At 34.9% G+C, this 14,069-nt stretch carries 17 protein-coding genes; 16 read left to right on the top strand and 1 reads right to left on the bottom strand.

From position 1 onward, the window contains the following. The first annotated feature begins 45 nt into the window (after nucleotides 1-45). From rbfA to H510_RS0101960, 3 genes are read left to right on the top strand one after another with little or no spacing between them, the layout of a single operon-like run. Entirely contained in the window at nucleotides 46-408 is a 363-nt protein-coding gene (gene rbfA, locus H510_RS0101970) for a 30S ribosome-binding factor RbfA (RefSeq protein ID WP_026902775.1), read from the top strand. A gap of 9 nt (nucleotides 409-417) precedes the next feature. After that, nucleotides 418-1,107, top strand: a complete 690-nt coding sequence (locus tag H510_RS0101965; protein ID WP_026902774.1) for a peptidoglycan DD-metalloendopeptidase family protein — start codon at nucleotides 418-420, stop codon at nucleotides 1,105-1,107. Between the two features lie 33 nt (nucleotides 1,108-1,140). Next, nucleotides 1,141-1,671: a TonB family protein gene (locus tag H510_RS0101960; protein ID WP_026902773.1), complete on the top strand. Its 531-nt coding sequence runs from the start codon at nucleotides 1,141-1,143 to the stop codon at nucleotides 1,669-1,671. Nucleotides 1,672-1,744: 73 nt separating this feature from the next. On the opposite strand, the gene metK is transcribed toward H510_RS0101960, so the two are convergent. Continuing rightward, the gene (gene metK / locus H510_RS0101955; RefSeq protein WP_026902772.1) at nucleotides 1,745-3,001 is read right to left on the bottom strand and encodes a methionine adenosyltransferase; all 1,257 of its coding nucleotides are present in this window, start codon (nucleotides 2,999-3,001) and stop codon (nucleotides 1,745-1,747) included. 210 nt (nucleotides 3,002-3,211) lie between these two features. On the opposite strand from metK, the gene H510_RS0101950 reads away from it, so the two are divergent. The 13 genes from H510_RS0101950 (at nucleotide 3,212) to H510_RS0101885 (ending at nucleotide 13,978) form a co-directional block, all read left to right on the top strand. Continuing rightward, nucleotides 3,212-4,084: a diacylglycerol/lipid kinase family protein gene (locus H510_RS0101950; protein WP_026902771.1), complete on the top strand. Its 873-nt coding sequence runs from the start codon at nucleotides 3,212-3,214 to the stop codon at nucleotides 4,082-4,084. Between the two features lie 4 nt (nucleotides 4,085-4,088). Next, on the top strand, nucleotides 4,089-4,445 hold the full coding sequence (locus tag H510_RS0101945) for a translation initiation factor (RefSeq protein ID WP_051291002.1): 357 nt from the start codon (nucleotides 4,089-4,091) through the stop codon (nucleotides 4,443-4,445). Between the two features lie 374 nt (nucleotides 4,446-4,819). Next, nucleotides 4,820-5,647 carry a MotA/TolQ/ExbB proton channel family protein gene (locus tag H510_RS0101940; protein WP_026902769.1) on the top strand — a complete coding sequence of 276 codons (828 nt, stop codon included), beginning with the start codon at nucleotides 4,820-4,822 and terminating at the stop codon, nucleotides 5,645-5,647. An 80-nt stretch (nucleotides 5,648-5,727) separates the two neighbouring features. Then, the gene (locus tag H510_RS0101935) at nucleotides 5,728-6,336 is read left to right on the top strand and encodes an ExbD/TolR family protein (RefSeq protein WP_026902768.1); all 609 of its coding nucleotides are present in this window, start codon (nucleotides 5,728-5,730) and stop codon (nucleotides 6,334-6,336) included. Between the two features lie 15 nt (nucleotides 6,337-6,351). Further along, complete coding sequence (locus H510_RS0101930; protein WP_026902767.1) at nucleotides 6,352-6,906, top strand: ExbD/TolR family protein; 555 nt, start codon at nucleotides 6,352-6,354, stop codon at nucleotides 6,904-6,906. A 46-nt stretch (nucleotides 6,907-6,952) separates the two neighbouring features. Then, nucleotides 6,953-7,774: an energy transducer TonB gene (locus H510_RS0101925; protein ID WP_026902766.1), complete on the top strand. Its 822-nt coding sequence runs from the start codon at nucleotides 6,953-6,955 to the stop codon at nucleotides 7,772-7,774. Between the two features lie 228 nt (nucleotides 7,775-8,002). Continuing rightward, nucleotides 8,003-8,896, top strand: coding sequence for a PstS family phosphate ABC transporter substrate-binding protein (locus H510_RS0101915; protein WP_026902764.1), 894 nt, complete (start codon nucleotides 8,003-8,005; stop codon nucleotides 8,894-8,896). Between the two features lie 33 nt (nucleotides 8,897-8,929). Then, on the top strand, nucleotides 8,930-10,618 hold the full coding sequence (locus tag H510_RS0101910; RefSeq protein ID WP_036691597.1) for a tetratricopeptide repeat protein: 1,689 nt from the start codon (nucleotides 8,930-8,932) through the stop codon (nucleotides 10,616-10,618). An 84-nt stretch (nucleotides 10,619-10,702) separates the two neighbouring features. After that, on the top strand, nucleotides 10,703-11,068 hold the full coding sequence (locus H510_RS0101905; RefSeq protein ID WP_036691593.1) for an NADH-quinone oxidoreductase subunit A: 366 nt from the start codon (nucleotides 10,703-10,705) through the stop codon (nucleotides 11,066-11,068). A 115-nt stretch (nucleotides 11,069-11,183) separates the two neighbouring features. After that, the gene (locus H510_RS0101900; RefSeq protein WP_026902761.1) at nucleotides 11,184-11,726 is read left to right on the top strand and encodes an NADH-quinone oxidoreductase subunit B; all 543 of its coding nucleotides are present in this window, start codon (nucleotides 11,184-11,186) and stop codon (nucleotides 11,724-11,726) included. Next, a complete protein-coding gene (locus tag H510_RS0101895; RefSeq protein WP_026902760.1) occupies nucleotides 11,726-12,229 on the top strand; it encodes an NADH-quinone oxidoreductase subunit C in 504 nt (167 codons plus the stop codon). The genes H510_RS0101900 and H510_RS0101895 overlap by 1 nt, the downstream gene beginning before the upstream one ends. 8 nt (nucleotides 12,230-12,237) lie before the next feature. After that, the gene (locus tag H510_RS0101890; protein ID WP_026902759.1) at nucleotides 12,238-13,473 is read left to right on the top strand and encodes an NADH-quinone oxidoreductase subunit D; all 1,236 of its coding nucleotides are present in this window, start codon (nucleotides 12,238-12,240) and stop codon (nucleotides 13,471-13,473) included. Beyond that, entirely contained in the window at nucleotides 13,466-13,978 is a 513-nt protein-coding gene (locus H510_RS0101885; protein ID WP_026902758.1) for an NADH-quinone oxidoreductase subunit NuoE family protein, read from the top strand. Before H510_RS0101890 ends, H510_RS0101885 begins: the two co-directional genes overlap by 8 nt. The last annotated feature ends 91 nt before the right edge of the window (nucleotides 13,979-14,069 follow it).

The following is a 14,069-nucleotide window of genomic DNA, read 5'->3' as shown; positions in this document are numbered from 1 at the left end:
TAGCTGGTGATGAGTTGGGTAAAATCCAAATAAAATTAAGAAAACATGGAATCGAAAAGACAACAAAAATTTGCAAGAGTAATACAGAAAGATTTAGGGGAGATTTTTCAAAGAGATGCAGCTGCTTTTTTGCCTGGCGTTATGATAACAGTAACAAAAGTTAGAGCTACTGCCGATTTAGGAATGGCCCGTGTTTTCTTAAGTTTTTTTAATGCTCCAAATCCAAATTTGGCTATTAACACTATCAAAACGCATTCATCAGAAATTAGGTATATGTTAGGAAAGAAAATTAAAGATCAGGTGAGAGGCATCCCTCAATTAGATTTTTTTTTAGATGATACCAACGAATATGTGGATAGAATGGATAAAATTTTCAGCAAAATAAGCAAAGAAGAAGATACAGAATAAAGGTTTGGGATGCTTACAAATGCTGATAAGATTAACGAGCTACTAAAAGTTCATCAAAGGGATTTTTATCCGTTAGTTAAGTATGAGCATAAAGCAGATTTTTTACCGCTTGATTTTACGGCTTCCAATACACAGTTAACGGCATCCTTATTAATAGATACCGCTTTATTTTCGAAATATATAGATGAAACATTAGCCAAAGCCAATGCTAAGTATGGTATAGGCGGTTACTTTGAGCATCGTACGGTTTATGCCAGAAGCCCCCATTTTGGTATTGATGAAAGCGAAGCCAGAAGATTACATTTAGGTTTAGATATTTGGGCACCTCAAAACACTCCTGTTTATAATTTTATGGATGCTAAGGTGCATAGCTTTGGCTTTAACAATAATTTTGGAGATTATGGCGCTACCATTATCCTCGAATACCAATTGGAAGGATTTACTTTTTATGGGCTTTATGGCCATTTGTCTTTAAAGGATATTGAACAAATGGCAGAAGGCCAGGAGCTTATTAAAGGCCAAGTTGTAGGCCACATGGGTACTTTTGAAGAAAACGGATTTTGGCCTCCACACGTACACTTCCAATTGATGTGTCGCATGGATGGTAAAAATGGAGATTATCCCGGCGTAGTGCGTTTTGCAGATAAACAACAGTGGCTAACTAAAATTCCCGATCCAAATTTGGTTTTCTCTTTTTAACAACAATTTTCATTTTCTAAACGTTATATGAGTATGATTTTGAATTACTTACATATCATACTGCTTTTGCTCAGCTCTTTTTTTGTTGCTGATGTGCCTACGTTCAAAGGAGGTAAAGTTGCTTTAGAAAATTTCATTAATGAAAACATGAAATATCCTGATTTTTCTAAATCAAACTGTATTGAAGGAAAAATTTTTGTGAAATTTCAGTTAGATGAGCAAGGGAATGTAGTAAACCCACAGGTAGAGCAAGGCTTAGGTATAGATTTAGATGATGAAGCCATCAGGCTGATAAAATTAACGAGTGGTAAATGGCAAAACCTACAGGTAGGAACAAGTTTGGTTATACCTGTAAGCTTTAATTTACAAAACTATAAATGCGAAAATGTAAGTGCTGCTAGTATCAAAGAAGCTATTAATTATTATAAAATCAGAAAAGGCTTAGAAAGTTCTGTCATCAATTATTACAAAAATAAAGACCAAATTAAAACCAATAAGCAGGACGAGGCCGTTATGCAACAACTTAAAGAAGAGTTGGGTTTAGAAGAAGAAATATCAGAATAAATGGTAGATGTTGAACAATAAAAAAGCCTTTCGTATTTTTTTTACGAAAGGCTTTTTGTCATTTATAATCACTTTAAGCTAAACCAAATGCTGCTTTTACTTTGTCAACAAAATCTAGTTTCTCCCATGTAAATAGTTCTACTTCAAGCGTTTTCTCTTCTCCGTTAGCACCTATAAAAGTTTTCTTAACGACTTCGTTTTTACGTCCCATGTGGCCATAGGCAGCGGTTTCAGCGTAAATTGGATTTCTTAATTTTAGGCGTTGTTCTATAAAATAAGGGCGCATATCAAAAACTTGCTCTACTTTTTTAGCAATCTCGCCATCCGTTAAATTAACTTTAGCAGTACCGTATGTATTGATGAAAATACCACAAGGCTCTGCTACACCAATAGCATAAGATACCTGTACTAAAACTTCATCTGCTACACCCGCAGCAACTAAGTTTTTAGCAATATGGCGGGTAGCATAAGCCGCAGAGCGGTCTACCTTAGATGGGTCTTTGCCAGAGAAAGCACCACCACCATGCGCACCTTTGCCACCATAAGTATCAACAATAATTTTTCTTCCTGTTAAACCTGTATCACCATGTGGGCCGCCAATAACAAATTTACCAGTAGGATTGATATGGTATTTAATTTGAGTATTAAATAAAGCTTGAAGCTCGGCTTTTAGCTGCTTTTGTACTCTCGGAATCAGAATATGAACCATATCCGATTTAATCTTTGCCAGCATAGCTTCGTCCTCGTCAAAATCATCATGTTGAGTTGATATCACAATACTATCAATTCTGATTGGTTGATGATTGTCATCATACTCAATGGTTACTTGAGATTTAGCATCTGGGCGTAAATAAGTAACTTCTTTATTTTCTCTTCTTAAAGCAGCAAGTTCTATTAATAATTTGTGTGCAATATCTAAAGCCAAAGGCATATAGTTCTCAGTCTCATTAGTTGCATAACCAAACATCATCCCTTGGTCTCCTGCTCCTTGCTCTTCTGGTTTAGAGCGGTCTACGCCTTGGTTAATGTCTTGAGATTGCTCATGAATAGCGGAAAGTATACCGCAAGAATTAGCCTCAAACATATATTCAGATTTGGTATAACCAATTTTTCTAATCACATCACGAGCAATTTTTTGAACATCTAAATAGGTTTGAGATTTTACCTCACCAGCTAAAATTACCTGACCTGTAGTAACTAAAGTTTCACAAGCCACTTTTGATTCTTTATCAAAAGCTAAAAAATTATCAATTAAAGCGTCTGAAATTTGGTCTGCAACTTTATCCGGATGACCTTCAGAAACAGATTCTGATGTAAATAAATAAGGCATATTTAATAAGTTAATTATTCAAAAAATAGGAAGGATAAAAGACTGCTGATAGTAAAAGCAATTTTGGCTTTAGCACTTTTTTACGTGGTTGCAATCCTGGCTTTAAAAGCGTCTCAAATCATTCCACCTGATGTGGCAAAGATATAACAATTTTTATTTTTTTAGAAAATAGAATTACTTTGCAGCCATGTACTTAATTAGGTTAAAGTTTTGAGAAGCAGGATTCTTTTTATTGTAAATCCTATTTCAGGAGGGCAGGTTAAAACCTTTATACCATCAATCATAGATCAATATCTTGATCATGACATCTATGATGCTGAAATCATTTTCACGGAATATGCTGGACATGCAACCAAAATTGCAGCAGAGGCAGTTGCTGCTCATATAGATGTTGTAGCCTCTGTTGGTGGCGATGGCACCATTAATGAGGTAGCATCTGCCTTAGAATCATCTGGTAAAACTATGGCCATAATCCCCTGTGGTTCTGGTAATGGTTTGGCTCGTACATTAAAAATTCCGCTTGATAATCGTAAAGCTATACAGAGACTCAACGCCTGTAAAACAGTTAAGATAGATTCGGGAACTTTCAACGAGCGTAAATTCTTCAATATGGCAGGTATTGGTTTTGATGCTCATATCAGTGCATTATTTGCAAAAGATAAGAATAGGGGCTTTAAAGGATACATACAATCTACCTTTAAAGAAATATCTCAATACCAGGCGCAGGCTTATGAAATTAGTGTTGATGGAAAAGTTTATCAAGAAAGAGCTTTTATGATAAGCGTAGCTAATTCTTCTCAATATGGTAATAATGCACATATAGCTCCTTTTGCCTCCTTAAATGATGGTTTATTAGATGTTTGTGTGATAAAGCCGTTTCCGGTTTATAAGTTTCCTTTGCTGGCATACAGGATGTTTACTAAATTGACCCATACCTCTAATTATGTTGACATTTATAGAGGTAGAGATATAAAAATCACTAGAGCTACAGATGGTCCGGTACATATTGATGGAGAACCTTTATTTTTTCCAAAGCAGATAGTAATAGGTGTTAAGCCTTTATCTTTAACTTTATTAGTTTAAAATTATGAGTACTAAAAAGTCTAAAAAATTCAACAGCTTCGATGGTATAGTTTTTTCAACCAATCCAGATCATGTTTATGAAGCACCCGAAGAGGTAGTAAAAGAAACATTAGCAAATAAGCATCAGGATTTAAGAGTGCAGCTGGATAAAAAACAAAGGGGTGGTAAAGCGGTAACTTTAATTACAGGTTTTGTAGGTCATGATGATGATTTGAATTTGTTAGGTAAAATGTTAAAAACCAAATGTGGCGTAGGCGGAACCGTGAAAGATGGAGAGATTTTAGTACAAGGAGACTTCAGGCAAAAAATAATTGAAATTCTTTTGAAAGAAGGCTATAAAGTGAAAAGAATTGGCGGATAGCCCCAAAAAATTACAAGTTTCAACACGAATTATTGAAATCATTAAGAACTTGTTAATAATATACACTAGTAAAACTGTATAATTTACTATTTTGTATATGAAGCTAATGTTAATTTTTTGTTCTTAATTTGCATTTTTAAATAAAAATAGTTTTAATTGCATTTGTATTGTCCTCATGAGGACAATTTTTTTTTAAAATTGCGTTAATAGAAATCCAGAATCTGCTGAAGAAGGTTAACAAAATTTTAATCGTAAATGATGTGGCAAAAGATTTGATATTAAAGGATAAATGATAAATTTGTTATTCATCTATATAAAATAAAACCAAGTAACACACATAAAAATTAATTCAAAAACTAAAAATTAAAACAAAAATGGCAAACGCACCAAAACCAAGTACAGCTAAGAAAGAGAAATCAGGCGGTTCAAGTATTTTCGCAGGATTAGCTATCGTTATTTGTATAGCTATTGCATGGGGACTTTATTTATTTGTTATGGGAAATCCAGCAAACTTTGAAGGTGGAGACCCGGCTAACCACCCACTTCCAGGAAACTATTTCGGTATGGTTTATAAAGGTGGAATTATTGTACCTTTCCTAATGGGTATGTTTTTAATGGTAATCGTATTTTCTATCGAACGTTTCTTTGTAATCAGCAAAGCAGCAGGAAATGGTAACGTTGATGCTTTCGTTAAAAAAGTACAACAGTTTTTATCTTCTAACAATGTAGAAAGTGCAATTTCTGAGTGCGACAAACAAAAAGGATCTGTTGCAGCGGTAATTAAATCAGGTCTTTTAAAATACAAAGAAGTAGAAATGGATTCTTCTATGGATACAGAACAAAAATGTTTAGCTATCCAAAAAGATATTGAAGAAGCTACTTCATTAGAAATGCCAATGTTAGAGCAAAACTTAACTGTAATTGCAACATTGGTATCAATTGGTACACTTGCTGGTTTGTTAGGAACAGTTGTGGGTATGATTAAAGCTTTCGGTGCGTTGGCAACTTCTGGTGCTCCGGATCAAGCGGCTTTAGCAAACGGTATCTCTGAGGCGTTAATTAATACAGCTACAGGTATTGGTACTTCTACTTTAGCTATTATTTCTTACAACTTCTTTACTTCTAAAATTGATAGCTTAACTTATTCAATTGACGAGGCAGGATTCTCAATTGTACAAACTTACGCTGCAACTCATAAATAATAAATTAGTGATACACGCTTTTAAAATTTGAAAGCGATGGTATTAATAAAGTAAAACACTAATTATTAAAATTTAAGAAGATGCCAAAAGTAAAAATTAAAAGAAAGAGTACCGCAATAGATATGACCGCCATGTGTGATGTGGCGTTCCTATTGCTTACTTTCTTTATATTGACGGCAACAGCCAGACAGCCGGAACCACTTCCGGTAGACACCCCTTCTTCTACCGTAACTATTAAGTTGCCAGATAGCGATATTTCTATGCTGACTGTAGGACAAGGAAAAGTATTTTTTGGAGTTGTTGGTCAAGATGTAAGGATGAGAGCTTTAGAGAGAATGGCTGAAGAATATAAAGTTACTTTCACCGAAGAAGAGAAAAAGCGTTTTGCGCTTGTGGAGTCTTTTGGTGTGCCAATGGCCAATTTGAAACAATTTATTGCTTTAAATGGTGCCGAGCGTAACAATTTAAATCAGCCAGGAATTCCTATGGATTCTACGAATAATGAGTTACACCAGTGGATTTTACAAGCCAGATACGCAACAAAAGAGCTTCATGGCCAAGAACTGAGATTCACCATCAAAGGAGACTCTAATGAAGAATATCCTACGATAAGGAAAGTAGTAGACATACTACAAGAACAAAATATTAACAAATTTAGTTTAGTAACCACGTTAGAGGGACTTAACTAGTTAAAACTTACAGCAATGGCAGAATTAGATACCTCCGGCGGGGGTGGCGGTAAGAAAGGCAAAAAAGTAAGAAGTAAAAAAATGTCAACCAGAGTAGATTTAACTGCGATGGTGGATTTAGCCTTCTTATTGATAACCTTCTTCATGTTAACCACTACCCTTGCTAAACCACAGGCAATGGATATGTTCATGCCGGATAAAGATAAAGATCAAACTGATGAATTACCTGTAAAGGCTTCTAGAACAATGACCGTTCTTTTAGGATCAGACAATAAAATTGTTTGGTACATGGGCGTTATGGGTTCTACCGCACCAACAGTGGATAACTTTGGAAAAAGTGGAATTCGTCAAGCTTTTATCGATAATAATAAAAAGGTTTTGGCACAAACTGGAGATCCTAAAAAAGGATTAATGGTGATTTTAAAACCTACAGATAAGTCTAATTACAAGAATTTTGTTGATTTGTTAGATGAAATTAAAATCGCGGGTGTTCCATCTTATGGTATTGTAAATAAGATAGAACCTGAGGAGTTAAATTTGATGAAAGAGCAAGGCGCTTTGAAAGACTAAAATATCATCGCAATTAACACGTTATTAATTAAAAAAGGAAAATATTATGTCTAAACTGGACATCCTAAATCAGAATTGGATAGACATAGTTTTTGAAGGTAGAAACAAAGAATACGGTGCTTACCAGCTTCGTAAAGAAAATGCTAAAAATACCAACAAAGCTGTGATCATAGGAGGATTATTTTTTATCCTTGCTATTTCTTCTCCAATCATCATCAAGTTATTAAGCGGTGGTGAAGAGGAAGAAGATAAAATATTCCAACAAACAGAAGTAGTATTAGCTACTCCTCCGCCAATTGATAAAAAGGCACCACCTCCGCCACCTCCGGTAGAGCCACCACCACCTAAAGTGGATCAGGTACGGTTCCCGCCTCCTGTTGTAAAGCCGGATGAGCAGGTAGTAGAGGAAGAGCCACCAACCATTAAAGATTTGGAAAAAGCAGATCCAGGGCAAAAAACCTTAAAAGGTAATCCTGATGCTGATATTCAAATAGAGAATCCAACTTTTGGTGATGGTCCAGTTAACCAAAAAGTAACAGAGGATACTAATGAAATCTTTACTACTGTTGAGCAAATGCCAGAATATCCTGGAGGCTTAGAGGCGTTCTACAAGTATTTAGGTAATAGTATTAATTACCCGCCTGTAGCTCGTGAGAACAACATACAAGGTAGAGTAACTGTTAATTTCGTTGTAGAAAGAGATGGTTCTTTAACTGATATCAAAGTGTTAAGAGGTATCGGTGGAGGTTGTGACGAGGAAGCCATTAGGGTATTAAAAAAGTCTAAAGCATGGAAACCAGGAGTGCAAAACGGAAGACCTGTAAGGGTTTCTTACACAGTACCGGTTATGTTTAGATTAAGTGAATAATGGAATATCAAAAATTTAGAGATAGACAGAAATCGCCCACAAAGCGATTTCTGTTCATTTTAGGCCTAACCATGTTTGGCGTCTACTTCGCTTTAGGCTTAATGATTATTTTTTGGGAAAATTTTCCCTTATTAATAGGGGTTGATAAGGTTTGGAAGATAGCCTTTGCCATACTCTTAATTGTTTATTCTTTTTTCAGATTCGTAAGATTGATTAAGCAACAACAATATGAATAATTTAGCTAAAGTTTTATCGCTTGTCTTATCAGTTCTTATGATAAGTTGCCAACAAAGAACACCTGAATCTCAAGGCGAAGAAAATTATACCTTTGGTACAGCACAGATATTAGCAGACGAATCTCTTTTCACCATTATAGATGATGAGCACCAAATATTTTCTAACCAGTATAAAAGAGCTCAAATTAAAATGGTGTATAAGCCCTTAAAAGAGGTTCTGGATTTATTTGTTAATGATAGTATAGCTATTGCGGTTTTGCCGAGAGAACTTAAAGCAAACGAAGCCAAATATTTTGAGGATAAAAAAATAAAAATTAGAGCAACTAAATTTGCTACTGATGGTATTGCTATTATTACTGGTAAAGACAATTTAGATAGCTTAATTACTTTAGATGAAATTAAAGCGATTTTGTCAGGAAAATCTAATAAAAATATTGATTTAGTATTTGATAATCCTAAATCTAGCACTGTAGAATACTTAATGGAGCTAGCAAAAATTAATAAATTGCCAGATAATAATGTGTACGCACTAAAATCTAGTAAAGAAGTTATTCAGTATATTAAAAATAATCCTGATGCAATAGGCGTTTTAAGTGTAAGTTGGATAAAAAGACCAACACCAGATTTGGTAGCAGATATAGAAAAAATTAAATTTATGGCGGTAAAAAATAGCAAGGGCGAGTATCTATTACCAACACAAAGCAATTTAAAAACAGGTTCTTACCCTTTAATAAGAGATTTGTATTTAATAGATTGTCAGGGTAAAGCTGGTTTAGGTACAGGTTTTGCTGCTTTTTTAGCTAGCGATATAGGTCAGAGAATAATTTTAAAAGCTGGTTTAGCACCAGATTCTTTGCCATCAAGACAAATAAATGTATATAATTAGAAAATAGGAACCATATAATTAAAAACGAAGATCATGAATATGAATAAGAGAGTTGCGATCGGAGTCATAGGTTTGTTAACGTGGGGAACGGTAACTATGGCTCAGAGTTTAGAAGATGCCCGTAAAGCGGTTACTGCAGAGCAGTTTCAAAAAGCAAAATCAATTTTTAATAATTTAATTACTACACAACCTACAAATGCCGAGAATTACTATTATTTCGGAGATTTGTATTTGCAATTAAATAATCCTGATTCTGCAAAAATTATCTTTAATAAAGGTATTGCTGCTAATCCAAAGTTCTCTTTAAACTATATAGGTTTAGGAGCTACGGATCTTTTTGCAAAAAATGTATCAGCTGCACAAGCAAATTTTGATAAAGCTACCGCAGATATGAGAAAAAAGGATTATAGAGAGTTTATCTATATTGGTAAAGCTTATACTTACGAGGGCTCACAAGATTTAGATAAAGCATTTGAGTGGTTTAATAAAGCTAAAGAATATGGAGATAATGACCCTGAGCTTCACGTTGCTATGGGAAATGCTTACAAAGCACAAAATAAAAACAGTGAGGCTGCAGATGCTTACAGGAGAGCCATCGGAATTAAAAGCGATTTATTAATTGTTGATGTTAACACTGCAAGTATTTGGACGAAGGCTTATAATTTTGAGCTAGCAGAAACTACATTAAATGGTGTTATTCAGAAAGACCCTAATTTTGGTCCTGCTTACAGGGCTTTAGCAGAAAACTATTACCGTTGGGCTTCTCAGTATCCAGCTAAAAGACCAGAACTTTTACCTAAAGCAAAGGATATGTATTCTAAATATCTTGATTTAACAGATCGTTCAACTGATTCAAGATACAGATATTTGATATTTTTGCTTAATGCTACAGATTGGGTTACTTTAGAAAAAGAAGCAAAAAGTTTTATTAGCGAAAATGGTAGTAATCCTGAGTATAAATTAGCTGAAAGGTTTTTAGGTTACGCAGCATCAGAAAATGGTAATAGCGATTTAGCTATTGAAACGCTTTCTAAATTTCAAAACTCTGTTGATAAAAGTAGATTAATTGCTACTGATTTTGTTTTCTTGGGTAGAGCGTATCAGAATAAAAAGCAAGATTCATTAGCTATAGAGAGTTATTTAAAAGCTTATGAATTAGATACTACCAATACAGAAGTTCTAGGTATCATTGCGAAAGCATATTTTGTTGCCAAGAAATATGGTAAAGCGGCAGAGTTTTATGAGAAAATTTCCAAACTGCCTAATGCTTCTTTTACAGATTGGTTTTATCTAGGATACTCTAACTATTTCTACTACGCTATAGAGCTAGCGAATAAGCAACCTCAAGATACTGCACAAATTAAAAAGACTTTATTAGTTGCAGATAGTGCTTTTACTTATGTAGCTGAGAAAGCTAAAAATGCTGATGCTTACCTGTATTTAGCGAGAGTTGAGTATTATTTAGATCCAACAGACGCTGCACAAAAAGGGGTGGCAGCTTATGATAAGTTTATAGAACTTACTTTAGCCAAGCAAACCGCAACACCACCTGTGGCTTTAACAGAAAGAGATAAGACAAATTTAGTAGAAGCTTACTCTTACAATGGTGGCTATTATATTACTAAAGATAAAGCCAAAGCCAAAGAATATTTTGATAAAGCGCTGGCCATAGATCCAGGAAATGCAAAAATTCAGGATGCCTTAAAAGCTTTAAAATCTTAATCATAAAAAATAAAAAGGGGTAGCATAAAACTATCCCTTTTTCAATTTGTATTAATCATTATATTTGCGCCAAAATAAAGAATTATGAGTGCTCCTGTAGATTATCTTCCTATCATTATGCAACTTTTAGTTGCGCTAGGTTTTGTGGCTTTAACCATGGGAATTACACACCTGATTGGTCCTAAACGTAAAACTACCGATGTTAAATTAACAGCATTTGAATCTGGTATTGAAGTAATAGGTAATGCTCGTCAACCTTTTTCTATCAAATACTTTGTAGTAGCTATATTATTTGTACTTTTTGATGTTGAGGTTATTTTCATGTATCCGTGGGCAGTAAACTTTAGAGAATTTGGTCTTAACGGACTAATTGAAATGTTTATTTTTATGGGAACATTACTTTTAGGCTTCATTTATGTGATTAAAAAGAAAGCCCTAGAGTGGGATTAAGTAGAATTATTCTAAATAAGCATAATCAGCTTCGTTTAGTTTAAATCTTAATAAATTTGCGGCTTACTGAAACATCAGTGAGCCTTTTTAGTTTTCTAAGAAAAGGGATACAGTTATGAGTGAAATTAATATTGTTGAAGCACCTGCAGGAGTAGAAGGATCAGGATTCTTTGCTACTTCACTGGATAAAGTAATTGGTCTGGCTCGTTCTCACTCGTTGTGGCCTCTACCTTTTGCTACATCTTGTTGCGGAATCGAGTTTATGGCAACCATGGGCTCTCATTATGATTTTTCAAGATTTGGATCAGAAAGACCTTCTTTTTCTCCTCGTCAAGCAGATTTATTAATGGTAATGGGTACCATAGCAAAAAAAATGGCTCCTGTTTTAAAGCAGGTTTATATACAAATGGCAGAGCCGCGTTGGGTAATATCTGTTGGTGCTTGCGCATCTAGCGGTGGTATTTTTGATACTTATTCTGTTTTACAAGGTATTGATGAAATTATACCAGTAGACGTTTATGTACCTGGCTGTCCGCCAAGACCAGAGGCTATCATTGATGGTTTCAATAAAATACAGGAGTTGGTTAAAAATGAATCTTTAAGAAGAAGAAATTCTCCTGAGTACGCACAATTATTAGCTAAATACGGAATCCAGTAATGGGCAAGATTTCAAATCAGCATTTAATAGAAAAACTAACAGCTAAGTATGGCGAGCAAATCTCTGCCATATCAGAGCCTTATGGTTTATTAACTTTTGAAGCTACAAGAACAGTAATTTCAGACCTTTTAGCATTTTTAAAAAATGATGAAGAACTGAAATTTAATTACTTAACTGATATTACGGCTATTCATTATCCCGAAAAGGAAAATGCTTTAGGTGTGATTTATCATTTACATAGCTTTTACAACAATGTTAGAATTAGGATAAAAGTATTTCTTCCTGTTTCAGACCCAACAATTCCTACCGCAACTTTGTTATGGGATGGAGCTAATTGGATGGAACGTGAAACTTTTGACTTTTTTGGAATCCAGTTTACCGGTCATCCAGATTTAAGAAGAATCTTGAATGTAGATGATATGACGGTATTTCCAATGAGAAGAGAGTATCCTTTGGAAGACCCTAACAGGGTAGATAAGAAAGATTATTTTTTTGGACGATAAGCTAAATCATGGGCAATTTTATTACAGAAATAACTCCGAACCGTCCGGTATATACAGATAACGACCCACAAGGCGAGTTAACCACGCTCAACCTAGGGCCAACACATCCTGCAACACACGGTGTTTTCCAGAACGTGTTGCAGATGGATGGAGAACGTATTGTAAGTGGTGTTTCTACTATAGGCTATATCCATAGGGCTTTTGAAAAAATAGCAGAGCATCGCCCTTTTTATCAAATCACCACCCTTACCGATAGATTAAACTATTGCTCATCTCCTATTAATAATATGGGATGGCACATGACAGTTGAAAAACTTTTAGATATCAAAACCCCTAAAAGAGTAGACTACATGAGGGTTATCGTGATGGAGCTAAGCCGCATTGCAGACCATTTAATATGTAACGGTATTTTGGGTGTAGATACAGGTGCTTTCTCTGGTTTCTTATACTTGATGGAAGAACGTGAGCATATTTATGAGATTTTTGAGGAAGTATGCGGAGCTCGTTTAACTACTAACATTGGTAGAATAGGTGGTTTTGAACGTGATTTTAATGAGATAACCTTCCAAAAAATCAAGAAGTTTATTAAAAACTTCCCTCCAATTCTAAAAGAATTTGAAGCGTTGTTTAACCGTAACAGAATATTTATCGAAAGAACATCGGGTGTTGGTGCAGTTAGCCCAGAAGTAGCCATGAGCTACAGTTGGAGCGGCCCAATTCTAAGAGCTACAGGTGTTGATTATGATGTTCGTGTAAATGAACCTTATGCTTCTTACCAAGATTTTGATTTTGAAATTCCAGTAGGTACCACAGGAGATGTTTATGACAGATTCATTCTAAGAAATGAAGAAATGTGGCAATCCCTAAGAATTATAGAGCAAGCATTAGAGAAAATAGAAAAAGAGCCAAAAGGCGTTTTCCATGCTGATGTTCCAGAATTTTACTTGCCACCAAAAGAGCAGGTTTATAATAATATGGAGGCTTTAATCTATCACTTTAAAATTGTGATGGGTGAAGTGGAAACTCCAAAAACAGAAGTTTATCATGCTGTAGAAGGTGGTAATGGCGAGCTAGGTTTTTATTTAGTAAATGATGGAGGAAGAACTCCTTACCGTTTACACTTCCGTAGACCAAGTTTTATAAATTACCAAATGTATGCCCCGATGAGTGGTGGAATGCTACTGTCTGATGCGATTATTAACATGTCTAGTTTAAACATTATAGCGGGAGAGTTAGATGCTTAGAGTTGAAGAAGTACAAGCGGTAGAATTTTCATCAGCATTGATTTCAAAGTTTGATGAAATTGTTAGCCGTTATCCAGAAGGAAGAAGTAAATCTGCTTTGCTACCAATTTTACATGAAGTACAAGCGGTTTATGGTTGGTTAAGTTCAGCCGCCATGGATAAAGTGGCAGAATACCTAAACATACAACCTATAGAAGTTTATGAGGTAGCTACTTTCTACACCATGTTTTTCCTAAAACCTCAAGGTAAATACGTGTTAGAGGTTTGTCGTACTGGACCATGTTGTTTAGTTGGTGCAGAAAAAATAATGGATTATATAGGCGAAAAGCTTGGCGTAAAAGAAGGAGAAGTTACAGCTGATGGTTTATTTAGCTATCGCGGTGTAGAGTGTTTAGCCGCTTGCGGTTACGCTCCGGTTTTACAAATAGGTCCAGAGTATACATTCTATGAGAATTTAACTCCAGAATCTGTTGATCAGTTAATAGAGGATTTAAAAGATAAATAGATTGAGTGTTGAGATATGAGATTTGAGACCTTCACGGGCGTTTAAGTTTCATAATCACAAATAATATAAGGTTCAAAATGATGTGTGATTA

The organism is Pedobacter glucosidilyticus DSM 23534 (assembly GCF_000425145.1).
Classification (GTDB): Bacteria; Bacteroidota; Bacteroidia; order Sphingobacteriales; family Sphingobacteriaceae; genus Pseudopedobacter; species Pseudopedobacter glucosidilyticus.
The sequence above is the reverse complement of the archived record's forward strand: the minus strand, read 5'-3'. Positions and strand labels throughout refer to the sequence as shown.

Bases quoted from the DNA above. Each gene is read 5' to 3' on its own strand.
- rbfA (WP_026902775.1), top strand. From the start codon at position 46: ATGGAATCGAAAAGACAACAAAAATTTGCAAGAGTAATACAGAAAGAT.
- H510_RS0101965 (WP_026902774.1), top strand. From the start codon at position 418: ATGCTTACAAATGCTGATAAGATTAACGAGCTACTAAAAGTTCATCAA.
- H510_RS0101960 (WP_026902773.1), top strand. From the start codon at position 1,141: ATGATTTTGAATTACTTACATATCATACTGCTTTTGCTCAGCTCTTTT.
- metK (WP_026902772.1), bottom strand. From the start codon at position 3,001: ATGCCTTATTTATTTACATCAGAATCTGTTTCTGAAGGTCATCCGGAT.
- H510_RS0101945 (WP_051291002.1), top strand. From the start codon at position 4,089: ATGAGTACTAAAAAGTCTAAAAAATTCAACAGCTTCGATGGTATAGTT.
- H510_RS0101940 (WP_026902769.1), top strand. From the start codon at position 4,820: ATGGCAAACGCACCAAAACCAAGTACAGCTAAGAAAGAGAAATCAGGC.
- H510_RS0101935 (WP_026902768.1), top strand. From the start codon at position 5,728: ATGCCAAAAGTAAAAATTAAAAGAAAGAGTACCGCAATAGATATGACC.
- H510_RS0101930 (WP_026902767.1), top strand. From the start codon at position 6,352: ATGGCAGAATTAGATACCTCCGGCGGGGGTGGCGGTAAGAAAGGCAAA.
- H510_RS0101925 (WP_026902766.1), top strand. From the start codon at position 6,953: ATGTCTAAACTGGACATCCTAAATCAGAATTGGATAGACATAGTTTTT.
- H510_RS0101915 (WP_026902764.1), top strand. From the start codon at position 8,003: ATGAATAATTTAGCTAAAGTTTTATCGCTTGTCTTATCAGTTCTTATG.
- H510_RS0101910 (WP_036691597.1), top strand. From the start codon at position 8,930: ATGAATATGAATAAGAGAGTTGCGATCGGAGTCATAGGTTTGTTAACG.
- H510_RS0101905 (WP_036691593.1), top strand. From the start codon at position 10,703: ATGAGTGCTCCTGTAGATTATCTTCCTATCATTATGCAACTTTTAGTT.
- H510_RS0101900 (WP_026902761.1), top strand. From the start codon at position 11,184: ATGAGTGAAATTAATATTGTTGAAGCACCTGCAGGAGTAGAAGGATCA.
- H510_RS0101895 (WP_026902760.1), top strand. From the start codon at position 11,726: ATGGGCAAGATTTCAAATCAGCATTTAATAGAAAAACTAACAGCTAAG.
- H510_RS0101890 (WP_026902759.1), top strand. From the start codon at position 12,238: ATGGGCAATTTTATTACAGAAATAACTCCGAACCGTCCGGTATATACA.
- H510_RS0101885 (WP_026902758.1), top strand. From the start codon at position 13,466: ATGCTTAGAGTTGAAGAAGTACAAGCGGTAGAATTTTCATCAGCATTG.